The sequence below is a fragment of the Pleomorphomonas sp. T1.2MG-36 genome, from assembly GCF_950100655.1.
Taxonomy (GTDB): Bacteria; Pseudomonadota; Alphaproteobacteria; order Rhizobiales; family Pleomorphomonadaceae; genus Pleomorphomonas.
The window spans coordinates 677590-695773 of the sequence record NZ_CATNLY010000023.1 but is presented as its reverse complement, the minus strand read 5'-3'; the positions used below and the strand labels follow the sequence as shown (position 1 = coordinate 695773).

Annotated in this window: 14 protein-coding genes; 9 read left to right on the top strand and 5 right to left on the bottom strand. The window is 65.7% G+C overall.

Going from position 1 to position 18184, the window contains the following annotated elements:
• Nucleotides 1-65: 65 nt before the first annotated feature.
• Nucleotides 66-1127: a glycosyltransferase gene (locus tag QQZ18_RS14665; protein ID WP_284541661.1), complete on the top strand. Its 1062-nt coding sequence runs from the start codon at nucleotides 66-68 to the stop codon at nucleotides 1125-1127.
• Here the strand turns inward: QQZ18_RS14665 and QQZ18_RS14660 are convergent.
• From QQZ18_RS14660 to QQZ18_RS14650, 3 genes are all read right to left on the bottom strand, one after another.
• The gene (locus tag QQZ18_RS14660; protein ID WP_284541660.1) at nucleotides 1085-2329 is read right to left on the bottom strand and encodes a glycosyltransferase; all 1245 of its coding nucleotides are present in this window, start codon (nucleotides 2327-2329) and stop codon (nucleotides 1085-1087) included. The genes QQZ18_RS14665 and QQZ18_RS14660 overlap by 43 nt on opposite strands.
• A 5-nt stretch (nucleotides 2330-2334) precedes the next feature.
• Nucleotides 2335-3201 carry a WecB/TagA/CpsF family glycosyltransferase gene (locus QQZ18_RS14655; protein WP_284541659.1) on the bottom strand — a complete coding sequence of 289 codons (867 nt, stop codon included), beginning with the start codon at nucleotides 3199-3201 and terminating at the stop codon, nucleotides 2335-2337.
• Nucleotides 3202-3484: 283 nt separating this feature from the next.
• The gene (locus tag QQZ18_RS14650) at nucleotides 3485-5731 is read right to left on the bottom strand and encodes a GumC family protein (RefSeq protein ID WP_284541658.1); all 2247 of its coding nucleotides are present in this window, start codon (nucleotides 5729-5731) and stop codon (nucleotides 3485-3487) included.
• Between the two features lie 180 nt (nucleotides 5732-5911).
• Here QQZ18_RS14650 and QQZ18_RS14645 point away from each other — a divergent pair, with 180 nt between their 5' ends.
• The 5 genes from QQZ18_RS14645 (at nucleotide 5912) to QQZ18_RS14625 (ending at nucleotide 11550) form a co-directional block, all read left to right on the top strand.
• The gene (locus QQZ18_RS14645) at nucleotides 5912-7219 is read left to right on the top strand and encodes a VpsF family polysaccharide biosynthesis protein (protein WP_284541657.1); all 1308 of its coding nucleotides are present in this window, start codon (nucleotides 5912-5914) and stop codon (nucleotides 7217-7219) included.
• Nucleotides 7213-8661: a lipopolysaccharide biosynthesis protein gene (locus QQZ18_RS14640; protein WP_284541656.1), complete on the top strand. Its 1449-nt coding sequence runs from the start codon at nucleotides 7213-7215 to the stop codon at nucleotides 8659-8661. The genes QQZ18_RS14645 and QQZ18_RS14640 overlap by 7 nt, the downstream gene beginning before the upstream one ends.
• On the top strand, nucleotides 8658-9137 hold the full coding sequence (locus QQZ18_RS14635) for a heme-degrading domain-containing protein (RefSeq protein WP_284541655.1): 480 nt from the start codon (nucleotides 8658-8660) through the stop codon (nucleotides 9135-9137). Before QQZ18_RS14640 ends, QQZ18_RS14635 begins: the two co-directional genes overlap by 4 nt.
• A gap of 166 nt (nucleotides 9138-9303) precedes the next feature.
• Nucleotides 9304-10233 carry a LysR substrate-binding domain-containing protein gene (locus QQZ18_RS14630; protein ID WP_284541654.1) on the top strand — a complete coding sequence of 310 codons (930 nt, stop codon included), beginning with the start codon at nucleotides 9304-9306 and terminating at the stop codon, nucleotides 10231-10233.
• A 24-nt stretch (nucleotides 10234-10257) separates the two neighbouring features.
• Complete coding sequence (locus QQZ18_RS14625; RefSeq protein WP_284541653.1) at nucleotides 10258-11550, top strand: amidohydrolase family protein; 1293 nt, start codon at nucleotides 10258-10260, stop codon at nucleotides 11548-11550.
• Between the two features lie 9 nt (nucleotides 11551-11559).
• Here the strand turns inward: QQZ18_RS14625 and QQZ18_RS14620 are convergent, their stop codons facing one another.
• Both QQZ18_RS14620 and QQZ18_RS14615 read right to left on the bottom strand, forming a co-directional pair.
• Entirely contained in the window at nucleotides 11560-11949 is a 390-nt protein-coding gene (locus QQZ18_RS14620) for a cupin domain-containing protein (protein ID WP_284541652.1), read from the bottom strand.
• 132 nt (nucleotides 11950-12081) lie between these two features.
• Nucleotides 12082-12867: a tetratricopeptide repeat protein gene (locus tag QQZ18_RS14615; RefSeq protein ID WP_284541651.1), complete on the bottom strand. Its 786-nt coding sequence runs from the start codon at nucleotides 12865-12867 to the stop codon at nucleotides 12082-12084.
• Between the two features lie 169 nt (nucleotides 12868-13036).
• Here QQZ18_RS14615 and QQZ18_RS14610 point away from each other — a divergent pair, with 169 nt between their 5' ends.
• The 3 genes from QQZ18_RS14610 (at nucleotide 13037) to pta (ending at nucleotide 18104) form a co-directional block, all read left to right on the top strand.
• Entirely contained in the window at nucleotides 13037-14410 is a 1374-nt protein-coding gene (locus tag QQZ18_RS14610; protein WP_284541887.1) for a leucyl aminopeptidase family protein, read from the top strand.
• Nucleotides 14411-14758: 348 nt separating this feature from the next.
• Complete coding sequence (locus QQZ18_RS14605) at nucleotides 14759-15970, top strand: acetate/propionate family kinase (protein WP_284541650.1); 1212 nt, start codon at nucleotides 14759-14761, stop codon at nucleotides 15968-15970.
• Nucleotides 15971-15989: 19 nt separating this feature from the next.
• Complete coding sequence (gene pta, locus QQZ18_RS14600; protein ID WP_284541649.1) at nucleotides 15990-18104, top strand: phosphate acetyltransferase; 2115 nt, start codon at nucleotides 15990-15992, stop codon at nucleotides 18102-18104.
• Nucleotides 18105-18184 lie beyond the last annotated feature (80 nt).

Genomic DNA, 18184 nt, shown 5'->3' with positions numbered 1-18184 from the left:
CCCGCTTGGCCGGACGACAGCGCCAAGGCTAACCTCGTTCCGGCTGCTGTTGTTCTGGAGACAAGATGCGCAAGCTGGATATTCTTCTCTATACCCGCGCCTCCGGCGGCGGCGGCGCCGAGCGCGTCTGGGCGATTCTGGCCAATGGCCTTGCGGCGCGCGGTCACCGCGTCACGTTCGCTTTCGACGAAACGATGGCTAACGACGGCGTCGATCCGGCCGTCGAGACGATCGATGTCGGCAGGCGCCACCCGGTCGCGGTGCTGCGGCTCGCCCGTCTGCTGCGCGCTCGCCGCTTCGACGTGATCGCCGGCGCCGTATCCGTCTCCTGCGTCAAGCTGGCCTTCGCCAAGGCGCTCGCCCTGTCGCGGGTTCCGCTTGTCTTTTCCTACCACGGCTTCGAGGAATACAAGACGGGCCGCCTGTCCGCCTTCGGCTTTTATGCCTTGCCGGCGCTTGCTCCTCTGGTTCGCCGCTTCGTCGGTGTGTCCGACGGCATCGTTCAGGCGCTCGTCGAACGCTGGCATGCGCCGACGGCCCGCACGGAACGCATATACAATCCGGTGCCGCTTCTGGCCGCGCCCACCGCCGAGGAGATCGCGGCCCGGCCGCCGATCGTCGGCGCCGTCGGCCGCCTATCGCGGGAAAAGGGCATGGACGTGCTGCTCGACGCCTTCGCCCGCCTGACGACTCCCGGCGCGAGCCTCCTCATCGGCGGCGACGGTCCGGAGCGCCAGCGTTTGGCCGAGCAGGCGGCCGACCTCGGCATCGGCAACCGGGTGCGTTTTCTGGGACGGGTTTCCTCGGCCGCCGAAGTCTATGGCCTGTCACGCGTCGCGGCGGTGCCGTCGCGTACCGAGGCCTTCGGCATGACCACCGTCGAAGCGCTCTCGGCCGGTCTCGGGGTCGTCGCGTCGGACTGCGAAGGGTCGCGTGAAATCCTGGCCGGGCGTCATGGCGAGCTGGTTCCTGTCGGCGACGTCGCGGCGATGGCGTCGGCGCTTGACCGGGCGTTGTCGGCCCCGCCCGACCCGGCACCGGGCGTCGCCCGGGCGCGGGAGTTCTCGGACGAGGCCGGCATCGATCAGTGGGAGCGGCTGTTCGCCGGGCTGGCGACGCCCGGTTGAGGAGTCTTGGCGCGGGCGCGGCCGAGCGCGATATGCCGTTCGAATAGCTTAGGCATCTGCACCGCCACCGAATAAGGCGTCACCTTGGTTCGAATTGCCTCGGGGTCGAGCCGCCCGGCCGCGATGTCCGTCGCCAATTGCACGAAGCCGTCGGCCATCGCCTCGGCGGCGGCTTCGCGATCTTCCGGCCGTTCGACGAGAAATCCCGACACGCCCGCCTTGATCAGCGGATCGTACTGCGACAGGCGGATTGCCCCCATCGGCCGCCCGCTCGAAAGCGTCTCCAGCAGGTAGCAGGGCATGCCCTCGAAATAGGACGTGAGGATGCCGCTGTGACAATTGCGCATGATGGCCGATACGCCGTCGCCCGTCTGGAAACCGTGGCGGATGGTGAACGGTTCGATGGCCGCGAACTCCTTGTCGCGGTGCGGGTCGGACGTGCCGATGTAATGAAACTCCAGCTTGCCATCGAGCTTTGCATGCAGCCGCCGCAACGTCTCGAACATCAGCGGCGGATCCTTGAAGGCGTCGAGCCGGCCGGCGAATACCACGCGAAACACGTCGCTTGATGGGAAGGGAGCCACCGGGAAGCGCTCGGTATCGACCGAAACGGTAATGAACTCCGATTTGCGGGCGACCTGTGGCATCTCCCGCTCGTAACGGGCAATGATGTTCGGATTGACGCCCACGACGCGGGTGGCGAGCGCCAGCCCGATCTTCTCGCTGAGACGATGAATCCAGAAGTGGCGACCGAGGATGCTGTCCATCTTGTCGCCCTTGGTCTCCTCGTTATGCACGAGCTGCACCACCGGATGGCCGATGAGCCAGGCCGGGATCGCCTGTTCGAAACGCTCGATCTCCGTCGAGGCGGTATCCCCGGCGGCAAGACGGCGAATGGTCAGGAGGTGCCGCATGACGCCGAGAGTGAAGCGGAGCGTCACCGATTGGCTGATTGTCTTCGCGGCCGCGCGCATCGCCTCGCCCGGAATGTGTACCACCGGCAGGAAGTCGATAGGGCGTCCGTCGAAGTCGACCTGTACCGGCTTGCCGATCTCCAGGTCGCCGCGCTCGTCGATTCCAATGAGGAGAACGGACACGTTGTCGGGGTGGCGCGACAGCATCAGCCGCACATGGGTTTCGATGCCGCCGACCTTGCCGCCGCGCGGGTCGATCGAGTGAAGGAGCGTTATGCGATGGGTCATCGTGTTCACTCCTCTCCGTTGGCCTTGTCGGCGACAGCGGCGGAGCGCCGCCATGGCAGCCGGCTCGCCAGTTCGCGCGCGTTGTAGCGCAGAAGATAGAGCGCCGACAGCGCGTAGCGCTTGCCGAGGCGGCGCGGATCGTGAACGAGGCGCCATAGCCATTCGAGACCGGCGGCCTGAAGCACCTCTGGTGCCCTGCTCTGGCGCCCGCCGATGAAGTCGAGTGCTGCGCCGATGCAGACGAACGTGACGCCGGGTGCCCAGCGGCGGGCGAACTCGGCGAAGACTTCCTGCTTGGGTGCCCCGAGGGCCACGAAGCAGATGCGGGCGCCGCTCGCCGCGATGCGTTCGGCGGCGGCCCGGGCGTCTACCCCGAAGGGACTGAAACCGTAGGGCGGGCTCTCGAAATCGGCGACGATGAGACGCGGAAACTCGCAGCGAAGAACGGCCACGCTGGTGGCGAGCGTTTCCGGGCTCGTGCCGAAGAAGTGTACGGGAACCCGGGCAAGCGCCGCCGCTCCGCAGAGCGGACGCACAAGATCGGCGCCGGTGACGCGGACGAGACTTGCCCCCTGCCGTCGCGCCATGGCCACCACCGGGGCGCCATCGGCCGAGACATATGTCGCTTGATCGTAGGCGGCACGGAAGGCCGGATCATGCTCCAGCTTGACCAGATGATCGAGGTTCAGCGTGAAGACGGTGCCGCCTCTGCCGGTCAATGCGTCAAATGTGACGAGATGGACGAGGTCCACCTGCTTTCCGATGTTGACGCCCACCGTGTCGATCGTAGCGATCGGGTCGGGCGCATGGCCGGATTCTGCGGACTTTGCGGCTTCGGTCGAAACCGGAAGATCTAGGAATAGACCAGACATTGGCGACTCTCCGGCGCATCAAGCGCCATCCCGACGCCGGAGGTGCGCGACGGACCATCAAGGCCCCATCCCCGCCTCCCAGCGAATTGCGTTTTCCGGCAGGACCAAGCTGTCGACATGGCCCTCCTTTAGACGCACCCTAGACTGGTCGCAGTTCAGTACGGATTTATCCGATCTCTCAAATTGTAACGAAATGCCGATTTGTTTTGAGTGAAGGGATCTCGCGGGCGGTCTGGCGACGGTCCGCCATCTCACCGCTAGGACACCTAAACCACGCAGGTTCTCAGGCGCGCTCGGCCACGGCGAGGCTTTCCACGCGCTCGTGCACCAGCACGAGGCCGGTGAATGCCGGCAGGATTCCTGCCAGATCGCGCACCATTCCCGCCGCCTCGTCGTCGTCTTCGATGATGGCGTCGGCGACGATCAGCACGGCATCGACCCGGTCGAGAAGGGCTTGAAACAGTTCGGGCGAATGACGGTGCCCGCAATGCAGGATGATGCGGCCAAAATCCTGGGAGAGTTTCTCGACGAAGTCGGCGACACGGCCGACGTCGGCGGCGATGTCGGCCGCCGAGTCTGGTCCACCGACGCCGATGAGCGTCACGTCGGGTCCGCCTTCGCAGATCGCGATGCTGGCAGCCTCGGCCCGTCCGGCTATGACGTCGATGACGCCGGGCATCGTCTCATCGACATAGGCGCGATGCAGCGGGAGTTCATCCCAGGAGGCATCTATCAGCAGAACGCCGTCCCTGGTCGGTACGTGGGCGAGGCCGAAGGCGATGGTCGCCGCTGCAGGGCCGTCGTCGGCACCAAGCACGAGAACCAGGCGCGATGCGCCGGCGGCGGCCGTGATCTTGCGAACGAGCGCACCGAATGCCTCGATGGAGGTCTCGCTGGGCATGCCGTCGCCATCGGTCAGGGCGCTGGAGAGAATGGCGCGCGGTAACCGGGGCGTCGGACGGCTGCGACGGTCGCGGACAGGCGAGCGCGTCGCCACCGTGAACTCAGCCAACACCGAGGGCGTTGCCCGGCTTTCGTCCGTCCCGGTGCTTGGCTGAGGCCCCGGGGGCACCGCCGCGAGGGGCTGCGTCGTGTGGGGGGCGTCCCCTGCCGTCGGATCCTCGTCTTCCGGAACATGGATCGTATCGGGATCCGCGGGGGCCACGAAGGCCACTTCGTCGGCGTCTCGATATTCCGGCAGATAGCGGCGGCCGCGATAGACCGCGATCGTCAGTGCGAGACCGAGGCCGGCGATGCCGGAAAGAGCCAGAATGAGGGTTTGACGCGGTGCAAAGGGGGAAAGCGGCACATTGGCCGGCGCGATGACGCGCGCGTCCGACACCTGCGTGTTGGCCTGCAGGGTGATTTCCTCGGTTCGCGCGACATAGGTCTTGTACATGTCGGCGCGCAGGGAGGCTTCGTTTTCGAGCTCGCGCAACTCGATGGTCCGCTCGCCGGTGTCGGTGACCACGGCGCCGGCATCGTCGAGCGACTTTCGCGCCGCGGCCTCGGCGGCTACCGCCACCTGGTATTCGGCGTCGGCGCTGAGCGAGAGCGTCTTGAGCTCGCCTTCGATCTGGGACTCGGCGCGCACGAGGTCGGCCCGAGCCGCCACCATGCGGGGATGGTTCGGACCGAGATCCTGGCCGAGTTCGCCAACGGTGCGGGCGGCGAGAGCCCGCTCGATCTTGAGCCGGCTCAAGACCGTGGAATCGATGCCCGAGAGCGCGGCGTCCGATCCGCCGGCGCGGGCGGCTGCGATCTTGTCGCGACGCGCCTTGGCGTCCTGGGTGCGCAGGCGGGCGGCGACGTAGGCGTCATTGAGCTGGCGTAAGGTGTCCTCGTCCACCGAGCGGCCGTTGGCGGTCAGGATTCCATGGTTGCGGCGATAGGCTTCGAGCTTCTCCTGGGCCGAGCGCGCCTTGGCCCTGAGATCGTCGAGCTGCCGGTTGATGAGATTGCTCGCCTCGCGGACCGCGGCCTGCTTCACCTCGACCTGGTTGGCGACGAACGCTTCGGCCAATTCCTGGGCAATGCGGGCGGATCGCTCGGCCGAACCGCTGCGAACCGAAATGTCGAGCACATAGGTCTGGTCGGCACGCTCCACCTTGATGGCCTTGACCAGCGCCCTCAGCGTCGTGTCTCGGCTGCCGCCGAACTCCGGGTCGCTTTGGAGGCCCAACGTATCGATGACCGTCGAAAGGATCGAGGCGGACGTGACGACGTTGGCCTGGGTGTCGATCCAGACGGCGTCGACGCCTTGCATCGGCTGGGAAAGGCCGGGGCCGGCGACCACCTGCTTGTCGCGAGGGTCGAGCAACACCCTGGCCGTCGATTGCCAGACCTGGGGAGCGAGCGTCGCGTAGACAAGGCCCGAGCCGACAAACAGCAGCGTGACGATAAGGATCAAGCGCCACTGGTGGAACAGGATGGACAGCAGCAGGCCGATGTCGACCTCACCCGGGCGGCGCGTTTCCTCGGTCATCGGCCTAACGATGCTCTGGTCGTCGGATATGATGAGGCTGTTCAACTTGCTTTTCCGCCCGTGTTTGCAGCTTGTTAACCATACGGCGGCGCGCTTAAGGAAACGTGAACGCTGTCGGTCGAAATAGAGGGACCGACCCTCCTCGCGAAGACCGCGGGTTAACCACACAGTCGCGACGATCTCTTCCTGATTTTTGGCAGGTCTCACTCTCGGATCGATCTCGGCATGGCTTTGCTGGCGTTTCAGCTACCCGTCTCCTATCGCGCCGGCAGCGTCGGCTTTGCGATCGACGTCCGACCGTTGGCGGTCGGCCTGACGGTTCTTTCCGTGCTCGCGCTGTTCCTTCTGTCCGGCCAGATGCTCAATCTCGCCGGCATTCCCTATGACGCGGCCGGTGGCAGCCCGCTCTCCAAGATTCATCCGGCCAGCTATCTATCCATATTGGCGCTGGCCGCCTGGATTGTCGCCGATGGCGGCCTCGGAGCTTTCCTAGCCCGCTGTTGGCGCGAAAGTCCGGGCCTGGTCGTCATGTTCCTCGCCATCGGACTCCTCGCCTTCCAGGTCATCGGTGTTCAGAAAACGCCGATCTCCCAGGTAACCGACAACTTCGTGCTGACGGCCTGTCTGTTCGCCTCTCTCGTGCGGCTGCAGCCCCAGGAGATACGGCTCGTCGCGCTGCTTGTTCAGGGTGTCCTCGCGGTCAACAGCTTCTTCGGCTACGCAGAGGTGCTCGGTGGTTTCCGCCTGACGCCTCTCTACGTCAATGGCGAGCTGCTTTCCTGGGAATGGCGGGCGACGGCGCTGCTTGGTCATCCGTTGATGAACGCCATGACCACGGCGGTCTGTCTGGTATCGCTGGCTCTCGGCGCCGGGCCGTTCCGAAGGGGGCCACGTCTCTTCCTGGTGCTGTTTCACTTCGGTGCGCTGTTCTTCTTTGGCGGTCGTACCGCCATCGTCCTGTCGGCCGGCGCCCTTTTCGCCATCGCCGCTTTTTCTGGCGCGCGCCTGCTGCTCGGGCGCCGCTTCCAGCTCCCCGTGGCCGGCGCAGCCATTTTCGCCGTCACCTTGCTGGTGATCGGCGCCACACTCGTCGTCAACGGCGGCTTCGTCGACCGCCTCATCGATCGCTTCATCGACGACGATGGCAGCGCCATGGCCCGCGTTGCCATGCTGTCCATTTTCAGGGACATGTCGTGGTCGGAGGTGATTTTCGGGCCGGATGTCGCCGCCGTGAAGGCGATGTTGCCGAGGATCGGCACTCCGGTCGCCATCGAAAGCGCCTATATCGGCTTCATCGCCTATTACGGCGGCTTCGTTACGGTGTTCTTCCTGATGGGGCTTGCCGCCTTCTTCGCCGAACTGGTCCGCCGGTTCGGGGGGGCGGTTCTTCTGCCGCTCGGCATCTATTTCCTGATATCGACGGCGGTGTCCTCCTTCTCAACCAAGTCGCTTGAGCTTGGTCTCCTGACGACCCTCATCACCACGGCCTTTGCCTGCCGGCCGCGGTCTTCGGAAAGGTCGTCGCCATGCTGATCCGCCAGACCATCCTCTACCTGCCGGCGCAGTTCCTGTCGCCGGTCGCCCAGTTCCTGTCGGTGATGATCTGGACCTGGTGGCTGCCGCCGGCGCAAATGTCCACCTTCGTGCTCGTCACCTCGACGCAGGAACTGGCCTATATGCTGAGCCGGTCCTGGTTCTCGTTCTATACGCTGCGTTTCCTACCCCCGGCCGAGGATGTCTCCGGGCGTCGCCGCTATCTGGAGACCGAGACGACGCTGCTCGTTCTGATGACGCTTCCCGAGCTCGCCGCCGCCGCGCTTTCCATTCACTTCTTTGATGGGAACGGAGATCCGTTTCTCGTCTTCCTGATCATTGCCGCCTACTACGTGACGCGAGGTCTCAACAACCATTTCGGCGAAAGAGCCCGCGCCCAGGACAGGATTCTCGCCTACACGCTGCTTTTGACATCGGGTCCGGTTGGCGGGCTCGTGGCGGGCGTCATTGCAACCGAGATCTTCGGCGCCTCCGCCGGCGAGCTTCTGGTCGCCTACGCGGCGATGCAGGCGCTGGGTACCGTCGTCGCTCTGCCGATGATCGGCGCCAGCCTTCGGACGGCGCGTCTCGATCTTGCGATCTTCAAGGCAGCCGTTCTGAACGGCGGACCGATGCTGGCGGTCAATGGCATCGGTTGGTTCGGCGAGAATGGCATTCGCTACGTCGTCGACCATATCGGCGGTTCCGCCGCCTTTGGCCTGATGGCCGTCGGCTGGGGGCTCGGCCGGCGCTCGGCCTCCGTCGCCTCGATGCTGGTGGCCGTGGCCGCCTTTCCGATCGCCGCTCGACTGATCAATGCCGGCGATCGCGACGCGGCCCTCGACCAGCTCAAGACCAATGCCGCGCTGCTGACCGCCGTCCTGTTGCCGTCGGTGGTGGGACTCTGGCTCGTCACCGACATCCTCGTTGATCTGGCGGTTGCCGAAACCTACCGCGAGGTGACCCGCTCCATTCTCGGCCTCGCCGCGTTCGGCGGCATGGTCCGCGCTTACCACTCGCATGCTACCGGCCAGATGCTGACGCTCGACCGCCGCTATGGCCTGCTCATCATCGTCGGCCTGTTCGAGATCGTCGCCACCGCCGGTCTGGCCGTCGTCGGCTTTAATATGAACTATCTCGTTGGCGTAGTCTTGGGCGCGTTGATCGCGTCCGGCCTGACGCTGGCGTTCTCGGCCACCCTTGCCATCCGCCTCTGCGGCTTCCGCTTCCCTGTGGCGGATACCCTTCGCATCGCGCTTGCTACCGCCGTCATGGGAGGCGTCGTCTACGCGATCGACTGGCCGCATACCGCCCTTGGTCTTGTGGGTGCCACGCTGATTGGCGGGCTTTCCTATGTCATGGCGCTCGCTGCCGTCTATTATAGGCGACTGCCGCCTCTGGTCGGCCTCATCACTGAAAAATTCGCGGGGACGCGACCATGACCTTTATTTCTCAGGACTTTCTCGACGATCTACTGGCACAGGAAGACCGCCTTCAATTTCCTTCTTTCGACAATGACACCGCCATCGCGCTCGGTCTCATCCTGGTGGAACTCGGCCGCTCCCGCGGTCTGCCGATCACCGTCAACGTGACCCGCGCCGGCCAGCAGCTTTTCCACGCGGCGCTCTCCGGCACCACCGCCGACAACGATCAATGGGTGATCCGCAAGAACGCCGTCGTCATGCGCTTCGGTCATTCGTCCTACTACATGGGGCGACGGGCGGTCCTGAAGGACATACCCTTTCACGAGGCGATGCTGGTCGATCCGCGGGAGTATGCAGCCCACGGCGGCGCCTTCCCGATCAGGGTGGCCGGCACCGGGCTCGTCGGCACCGTCACCGTGTCGGGCTTGCCGCAGCACGAGGATCATGCCCTCGTCGTCGAGGCCATCGAAAGCTTCCTCGCCAAGAAGGCCTGATCCGGCGGATGGCCGGCAGAACAACAAGCATGACAACCGCTTCGGGCGGCTGTCATGACGTCGGGGCTCGACTTTATCTTCCGTCTGCGTACATAACGGGCGTGACCTTTTTCCGGGCGCGCCTGTTGGCGCTGAGGCTGCGAGCCTCGAATGGGAGTGCCAGTTCGTGGAGATCAAGTGGCTCGAGGATTTCGTGAGCCTCGCCAACACGCGCAGTTTTTCGCGCTCTGCGGTAGAGCGCCGCGTAACACAGTCCGCCTTCAGCCGCCGCATCCAGCAGCTCGAGCAGTGGCTCGGCGTGCCGCTGGTCGATCGCTCCACCTATCCGACCACGCTCACGGCGGAGGGCCGCCGTTTCCGCGAGACCGCCGAGGAGGTCTTGCGCCTCATCCTGCTCGAACGCGCTGAACTGCGCTCGGGACGGGCGCAAGGGCAGGGCATCCTCACCTTCTCGACGCTGCATTCCCTGTCGATTTCATTCTTCCCCTGGTGGCTCAAGGATGTCGAGGCGGGTTTCGGACCGATCCACGCCCGGCTGATCACAGAGAACTTCCACGACAGCATCCGCATGTTCGCCGAAGGCGACTGCGACTTCCTGCTCACCTATGAGCACCCGCGCGTTCCAGTGTTGCTCGATCCCGAGCGCTTCCCTTCTCTCGACCTTGGCGGCGACCGCGTCATGCCGGTGTCCGCGCCCGACCCGACCGGGGCGCCGTTGTTTCCGTTGCCCGGTGGATCGGACAAGCCTGTTCCCTATCTTGCCTACGCGCCCGAGACGTTCCTCGGCCGGCTGGTGTCCGTGCTGCTCGCCGAGCGCGGCGAGGCGCTGAACCTTGCCAAGATCTACGAGAACCCGATGGCCGAGGCGATCAAGACCATGGCGATCACCGGGCGCGGCGTGGCCTGGCTTCCCGCCAATACCATCCAGGCCGAGATCGAGTCGGGAAAGCTGGTGGCCGTCGATCCCGAGGCGGTGATCGACATGCGCATCCGCATCTACCGCAACATGGACAAGGTCCGCGCCCGCGTCGAGCGCCTGTGGACCTATCTCAAGGACCACACCGACGCGGCCCCGACGACCCAAGCGCCCTCCTGAACTCCGTTCGACCGAGGCTTCCCCATGCTCGACCTGCTCATTGAGAATGCCAATCTCGCCGATGGCCGCACTGGTATCGACATCGCCGTCAGCGGTGGCCGCATCGTGGGCATCGGGCCGGCCATCGGCGGGCCGGCTCACACGACCATCGACGCGACCGGGCGGCTGGTGACGCCGCCCTTCGTCGATCCGCACTTTCACATGGATGCGACGCTGTCGCTCGGTCTGCCGCGCATGAACCGATCGGGCACATTGCTGGAGGGCATCGCGCTCTGGGGTGAACTGAAGCCCCTCCTCACCCAGGAGGCGGTGGTCGAGCGGGCGCTTCGCTACTGCGACCTTGCTGTCAGCCAGGGGCTTCTCGCCATCCGCAGTCACGTCGACGTCTGCGACGACCGCCTTCTGGCCGTCGAGGCGCTCCTGGAGGTGAAGAAGCGGGTCGCCCCCTACATCGATCTGCAACTTGTCGCCTTCCCGCAGGACGGCTTCTATCGGTCGTCGACGGCCGAGCGCAATCTTCTCAAGGCGCTCGACATGGGCGTCGACGTCGTGGGCGGTATCCCGCATTTCGAGAGGACGATGGCCGATGGGGCCGCCTCGGTGCGTCGCCTTTGCGAGATCGCCGCCGAGCGCGGCCTGATGGTCGATCTTCACTGCGACGAGAGCGACGATCCGCTGTCGCGCCACATCGAGACGCTGGCCGCCGAGACGATCCGCGCCGGCTTGCAGGGCAGGGTGGTCGGCAGCCACCTCACCTCCATGCACTCCATGGACAACTACTACGTCTCCAAGCTGATTCCCCTGATGCGGGAGGCCGGTGTGCACGCCGTCGCCAATCCGCTGATCAACATCACGCTGCAGGGGCGTCACGATACCTATCCCAAGCGCCGTGGCATGACGCGGGTACCGGAGTTGCTGAAGGCCGGCGTCAACGTCGCCTTCGGCCACGACTGCGTGATGGACCCTTGGTATTCCATGGGCTCGGGCGACATGCTGGAGGTGGCATCGATGGCCGTGCACGTCGGCCAGATGACGGCACTCGACGCCATCGATACCGCCTTCCACTGCGTCACCGACCGGGCGGCGAAGGCCATCGGTCTTGAGGACTACGGGCTTGAGGTCGGAAAGGCCGCCAATCTCGTGGTACTCCAGGCACGTGACACGGTGGAAGCGATCCGCCTGAAGCCGACACGTCTCAGCGTGGTCCGGAATGGCAAGGTGATCGCCGAGACGGCGCCCCGGATGGCTCGGCTCGACCTGCCCGGCCGGCCCGAGACGGTCGATCCGGCGGCGTATGCGCCGCCGCGCGGCGAGTGAGCGTCTGCATCAGTTCTCGCCGTCCCAGTAGTCCAGGCTCGTTTCCGGCCGGCCCATGAAGCGGAAGCGTTCGGTGCGCGTGCCGTCGCTGGCCGAGACTCGGCCCGTCACCAGGAACTTGCCCGAATCCGGGTAATCGACGACGTCGGGCTCCTTCGTGGTCGAGATCGCGAGGTAGCGGAGCGGCTTGTCGGTGGTGTTCTCGATCTGGTGGGCGGTCTCCGGGCCGCCGGCCGGACAGGCGATGATGTCACCGGCCCGAACCGGATATCGGTCGTGGCCGATGCGAATGCTGCCTTCACCCTCGAGGATCAGGAACATTTCCTCATTGTATCGGTGGTTGTGGAAGGGCGTGGCGCGGCATCCCGGAGCGGTCTCGATCAGCGAGTAACCGAGCATCCGAGCGCCGAGCTGAGCACCGATGGCGGCAAAGCGGGCCGCGTAACCCTCGGGCGCGGTCCGATCGATGTCGTCCTCGGGCGCGAAGGCGACATCCGCAAGATTGATGATCCCGGGCAGCGTCTCCTCCCGTCAGCCCTGCTTGCGGGCTTCCTTCCAGGTGTTGGTCTGGCTCAGCATCGACTTGAGATAGGCGACGTTGGTTTCCGCCTGCGCCGGGTCGAGTTCCTGCCGGGCGATGGCATCGGCTTCCTTGAACTTGCCCTGCAACCCCAGCACAAGCGCCAGATTCTGGCGGATGCGGCTGGTCGCGCCGGGCAAAGTGGCCGCCTTCCGCAGCGTTGTCTCGGCATTGGCGACATCGCCGGCGAGGAGATAGGACAGCGCGAGGTTATTGTAGATCGAGGCTTCGCCGGGCGCGATCTGCAGGGCTTTCTGGTAGGCGGCCCGCGCTTCGGCCGGGTTGCCCTGCTGGTCCAGGATGGCGCCTTCGGCGGAATAGAGCTTCCAGTCCGGGCGATCGGGCTGCTGGGTCTGGCGGATGACCCTGAGCGCCTGGTCGAAGTTGCCGTTGGCGGCAAGCGCCTTGCCATAGGCGGCGCTCATTTCCGGGTCGTTCTGCGAGGCCAGCATGCCCTTCTCAAGGACCGCGACGGCCTGGTCGGTGCGACCGCCGAGGCGAAGGGCCGCGGCGTAGTTGAGAATGTTGGTGCGGTTCTTGGGATCGGCGTCGTAGCGCTGCCCCCAGGCCGATGCGGCAGCGGTGATCTGCGTGTCGGTCATCCGATCCACGGAACCGGTCACCGATACGTCGCCTCTGGTGGTGAGCACCGGTCTGTTGTTCGCGCACCCGGCGGAGACGAGCGCAAGCGGCAGCAGCAGGGCGAGAAGCGCGGAACGTCGAAGGGAAAACAGCATCGGTCTCACCGTGATGGGGGCGGCACCACCGCCTCGGAGCTTGTCCTTGATAATCTGTTAACCCTAACGGCCGGTTAACCCGATGCTTTCCCAACTGCCGCGGTCACCTTGCCGCGGCTCGCCCGTCTCTCTACATTCGGGAAAACGCCAACCGGAGTTTGCCGTCTTGCTGCCCGCCTTTGCCGCTGCCGATGAAACCGCCATTCCCGTCCACGCCGTCACCACCGAGGGCCTCGAAGCCAAGCTTGCCGAGCTCGGCGCGACGGCCTGGGCGAAAGCCAATGCCTTCTCGGCCGACGAGGGAACGCTTCTGTTGCTGCCGAATGGCGATGGTGAGGTGGCGTCCGCGCTGTTCGGCCTCGGCCGCGAAGGAGGCAGCAGACCGCCGCTTCTCGCCGGCAAGCTTGCGACCGTTCTGCCGGCCGGCACCTATCGTCTCGAAGGCTGGCCGGGCAACGTCGGAGACGCGGCCCTGGGCTTTGCGCTCGGATCCTACCGTTTCGAGCGGTATCTGAAGCCAAAGACAAACGCGCCGCGTCTCGTTCTGCCGGACGGCGAAGAGGGCGCGGAGGCCGAGCGGATCGCGGCTGCCGTCTACATGGTTCGAGACCTCGTCAACACCCCGGCCAACGACCTCGGCCCGACCGAACTGGCGGCCGCCGCCCGCGAGTTGGCGACGACCCATGGCGCGGTGTTCGAGGAGTACCTCGGCGACGACCTTCTCGCGCGCGAGTTCCCGCTTGTCGAGGCGGTCGGGCGCGGCTCAAGCCGCCCGGCGCGCCTGATCACCTTCACCTGGGGGCGGCCCGACGCTCCGAAAGTGTCGCTGGTCGGCAAGGGCGTCGTCTTCGATACTGGTGGCCTCGACATCAAGGGCGGCAGCTACATGCTGCTGATGAAAAAGGATATGGGTGGCGCGGCCAACGTGCTCGGCCTGGCCCGTCTCATCATGGAAGCCGGCCTCGACCTGCGCTTGCGCGTCGTGCTGCCGATCGTCGAGAATGCCGTGTCGGGTACCAGCTACCGGCCGGGCGACGTTTTCCCCTCGCGCAAGGGGCTCACCGTGCAGATCGGCGATACGGATGCCGAAGGGCGCCTGATCCTTGCCGACGCGTTGGCTTTCGCCGACGACGAAGCCCCTGATCTGCTCGTCGACCTGGCGACGCTCACCGGGGCCGCCCGCGTCGCTCTCGGTCCGGACATTCCGCCTTTCTATACCCGCGACGATGCCTTCGCCGCCGACCTCTCGGCGGCCAGCCTTGCCGCCGGTGATCCGCTTTGGCGCCTGCCGCTGTGGGCGCCCTACGAGGACGGTCTCAAGTCGAAGATCGCCGATCTCAACAACGTGTCTCCAGGCGGCTTTGCCGGCTCGATCACCGCCGCGCTGTTCCTCGGCCGCTTCGTCGAAAAGGCAAAGACCTGGATGCACGCCGATATCTTCGCCTGGGTGCCGGCGGCTCGGCCCGGGCAGCCGGAGGGTGGCGAGGCACAGGCGATCCGAGCTGTCTATCGCTATCTGAAGGACCGCTTCGGCCACGCCTGAGCGCGGTACTGAAACCCACTGCGACAAAAAAAGCTGTTCGGTAGCGCGCACTTATGCCGCTGCCGGGCGGCTCGTCTGCGTCTTGCGCATTGCTCTCCCCCGAGCCATTCCGGAAATGCGGGGGATAGTTTTTGTTAAAGCCATGAAAAGAAAATATAAATCGGCTCGCGATAGGCTCCCCGATGTTTTGTGGGCATTGGCGGTTGCGATTTCGGTACGGGGTGGGCCGCATACCAAATCCACCCGATCTCGGATATTCGCCGCAAATCCACGAGAATTGGTATGACGGGGGCGCCGCCGCTCGCCGTATCCTCGGTCAATCCAACGAGAATCGATAGAGTATCGCCAATGTCGACATCCTCCCCCCTGATCCTGGTCATCAACAGCGGCTCCTCGTCGTTGAAGTTCGCTATCTACCCGCTTGGCGAACGCCAGCCGCTGGCGTCCGGTCTTGCCGAGCGCCTCGGCCAGAGCGATGCCTCGATCCGCATTGATGTCGACGGCGCCAAGAACAAGAACCCGCTGACCCCCACCAATCATCAGGGCGCGGTCGATGCGCTGATGGCCTTCCTGAAGGAGCGCGGCTGGTTCGAACGCGTGGCGGCCGTCGGTCATCGCGTCGTCAATGGCGGCGAACGCTTCACCGAGAGCCGCATCGTCACCGACGATGCCATGATCGAGGAAATCGGCACCTGTCCTTTCGCGCCGCTGCATAACCCGGCCCACGCCATCGGCATGCGCGCCGCCGTCCACGCCTTCCCGTCGCTGACGCAGGTTGCCGTGTTCGACACCGCCTTCCATCAGACGATGAAGCCGGAAGCTTTCCTTTACGCCCTGCCGCGCAAGTACTACCGCGATCTCGGCGTGCGCCGTTATGGCGCCCACGGTACCTCGCACCGCTACGTGTCCGGCGAGACGATCCGCCTGCTCGGCCTCGATCCGAACGACAGCGGCGTCGTCGTCTGCCATCTCGGTAACGGCTCGTCGGCCACCGCCGTCTGGAACGGCAAGTGCGTCGACACGTCGATGGGCCTCACTCCGCTGGAAGGTCTCGTCATGGGCACCCGCACCGGTGACGTGGACTACGGCGCGCTCGCCTACATCGCCAAGAAGACCGGTCTCGACGTCGACGGGCTCGAGAAGATGGCCAACCGCGAGAGCGGTCTGCTCGGTTTGTCGGAACTCTCCAACGACTGCCGCACGCTGACCGAGGCCGCCCAGGCCGGCAACCACCAGGCCGAGGAGACGCTCGACGTCTTCGTCTTCCGTCTCTGCCGCTACATCGGCGCGCTGACGGCCGCCTTGCCGCGCCTCGATGCCGTCGCCTTCACCGGTGGCATCGGCGAGAACTCCGCCTACATCCGGGCCAAGACGCTGAAGCGCCTGTCCGCCCTCGGCCTCGATCTTGACGAGGAAGCCAATGCCACCATCTTCGGCGGCAAGAGCGGCATCGTCTCGCGGTCGAGGAAGCCGGTCGCCATCGTCGTGCCGACCGATGAAGAACGTGTGATCGCTGAAGATACGGCCCTCCTCGCCGGTCTTCTGCCTGCCAAAGCCTGATGCGAAAGGGACGAAGGCCATGACTCCGAAACCCTCTTACCGCACGTTCTTCCTGGCGCCGACTTCCAGCCAGCAGGGCATTTCCTCCGTGGCGCTCGGCCTCGTCCGCGCCTTCCAGCGCGAAGGCTACGACGTCGGCTTTGCCAAGCCGGTCGCCGATCCCGAGGCCTATCCCGACGGTCTCGACCGCTCGGTGCATTTCGCCCGCACGCTGCTGGGCCTCAACACGCCCGATCCGATCCCGGCCGAGCGCGCCGAGGAGATGATCCGCACCGGCAACCTGTTCACGCTGCTCGAAGAGATCGTGGAACTGGTCGAGGAAGCGCGCGGCGCCCGGTCCATGGTGATCGTCGAAGGGCTCTTGCCCTCGACCACGCACCCGCTGACCATCGACCTCGACATCGCCATGGGTCGCTCGCTGTCGGCCGAGATCATCCCGGTGGTGCCCGGCCTCGACGCGACGGTGAAGTCGATTGTCGGCGATCTCGCCGACGCCCAGCATCGCTTCCTCGCCGAGGGGCGCCCGTTTGCCGGCCTGATCGTCGGCCGTGCTCGCGGTGGCGACGTCAAGGCGGAAGAGTTCGCCAAGGCGCTGGAAGCCGCGAAGATCGGGGTACCGGTGCTCGCCGTCACCTCTGACGAGCCGGCCCTCAACGCGCCACGTCTCATCGACGTCGCTGGCGACCTCGGCTTCGGCATCCTTCGCCCCGGTGACATCAAGAAGGCGCGGGTCGGCGAGATCGTCATCGGCGCCCGCAGCCCCGACAAGGTGGTGAAGGCGTTGAAGCCCGGCACGCTGGTGGTTACCCCCGGCGACCGGTCCGACATCATCATCACCACGACGCTGGCCCGTTCGTCGGGCCTGCCGATCGCCGGTCTGTTGCTCACCTGCGACGAGCCGATGGCACCGTCCATCTCCGAGTTCCTGTCGCCACGCTTCGGCGATCTGCCGGTGCTGACCACCGAGCTTCAGACCTATGACGTCGCCGTGCGCCTCAACTCGATGGACCGCCGCGTTCGTCACGAGGATGCCGAGCGCATGGAAAAGCTGCTCGAGCATGTGGCCGATCACATCGATCTTGCTCCGCTCGCCCCGGCGACGACACGCTCCAACGGCGGCCTGATGACGCCGCCGATGTTCCGCCACCGGATGATCCAGGAAGCGCGTGCCGCCAACCGCCGCATCGTGCTGCCCGAGGGCGACGAGCCGCGGACCATCAAGGCCGCCGTCATCTGCACGCAGAAGCGCATTGCCCGCTGCGCGCTGGTCGGCGACCCGAAGGCGATCAAGGATGTCGCGACCAGCCACGGCATCGAACTGCCGCCGGAGCTGGAAATCCTCGATCCGGCCAAGGTGCGCGGCAGCTACGTCGCCCCCATGGTCGAGCTTCGCAAGTCGAAGGGGCTGACCCCGCCGCAGGCCGAGGCGCAGCTCGAGGACAACGTGGTGCTGGCCACCATGATGCTGGCCATGGGCGACGTCGATGGCCTGGTTTCGGGCGCCGTTCACACGACGGCCTCGACGGTGCGCCCGGCGTTGCAGCTCATCAAGACCGCGCCGGGCAACTCCATCGTCTCCAGCGTGTTCTTCATGCTGATGCCCGATCAGGTGCTGGTCTACGGCGATTGCGCCATCAACCCCGACCCGTCGGCGGACGAACTGGCCGAGATCGCCTGCCAGTCGGCCGACAGCGCTCGCTCCTTCGGCATCGACCCGCGCGTTGCCATGATCTCCTACTCGACCGGCACGTCCGGAACGGGTAGCGATGTCGACAAGGTGCGCGAGGCTACGCTGAAGGTCATGGAACGTCGTCCGGACCTGCTGATCGACGGTCCGATCCAGTATGATGCCGCCTCCGTCGAAAGCGTCGGCAAGCAGAAGGCGCCGGGCTCGCCGGTGGCCGGTCATGCCAATGTCTTCGTCTTCCCCGACCTCAACACCGGCAACACCACCTACAAGGCGGTGCAGCGTTCGGCCAACGTCGTGTCGGTCGGCCCGATGCTGCAGGGCCTCCGCAAGCCGGTGAACGACCTGTCGCGCGGCGCCCTGGTCGACGACATCGTCTACACCATCGCGCTGACGGCCATCCAGGTCGGGCAGAGCGAGCGGCCGATGCAGGCCGCCGCCGAATAAGGCTGCGGAAATCCAACGGAACAACGAAACCGGCGATCTTTGGGTCGCCGGTTTTTTGTTGCCGGGGCGATGGTCTTGCG

Bases quoted from the DNA above. Each gene is read 5' to 3' on its own strand.
- QQZ18_RS14665 (WP_284541661.1), top strand. From the start codon at position 66: ATGCGCAAGCTGGATATTCTTCTCTATACCCGCGCCTCCGGCGGCGGC.
- QQZ18_RS14660 (WP_284541660.1), bottom strand. From the start codon at position 2,329: ATGACCCATCGCATAACGCTCCTTCACTCGATCGACCCGCGCGGCGGC.
- QQZ18_RS14655 (WP_284541659.1), bottom strand. From the start codon at position 3,201: ATGTCTGGTCTATTCCTAGATCTTCCGGTTTCGACCGAAGCCGCAAAG.
- QQZ18_RS14645 (WP_284541657.1), top strand. From the start codon at position 5,912: ATGGCTTTGCTGGCGTTTCAGCTACCCGTCTCCTATCGCGCCGGCAGC.
- QQZ18_RS14640 (WP_284541656.1), top strand. From the start codon at position 7,213: ATGCTGATCCGCCAGACCATCCTCTACCTGCCGGCGCAGTTCCTGTCG.
- QQZ18_RS14635 (WP_284541655.1), top strand. From the start codon at position 8,658: ATGACCTTTATTTCTCAGGACTTTCTCGACGATCTACTGGCACAGGAA.
- QQZ18_RS14625 (WP_284541653.1), top strand. From the start codon at position 10,258: ATGCTCGACCTGCTCATTGAGAATGCCAATCTCGCCGATGGCCGCACT.
- QQZ18_RS14620 (WP_284541652.1), bottom strand. From the start codon at position 11,949: ATGCTCGGTTACTCGCTGATCGAGACCGCTCCGGGATGCCGCGCCACG.
- QQZ18_RS14615 (WP_284541651.1), bottom strand. From the start codon at position 12,867: ATGCTGTTTTCCCTTCGACGTTCCGCGCTTCTCGCCCTGCTGCTGCCG.
- QQZ18_RS14605 (WP_284541650.1), top strand. From the start codon at position 14,759: ATGTCGACATCCTCCCCCCTGATCCTGGTCATCAACAGCGGCTCCTCG.
- pta (WP_284541649.1), top strand. From the start codon at position 15,990: ATGACTCCGAAACCCTCTTACCGCACGTTCTTCCTGGCGCCGACTTCC.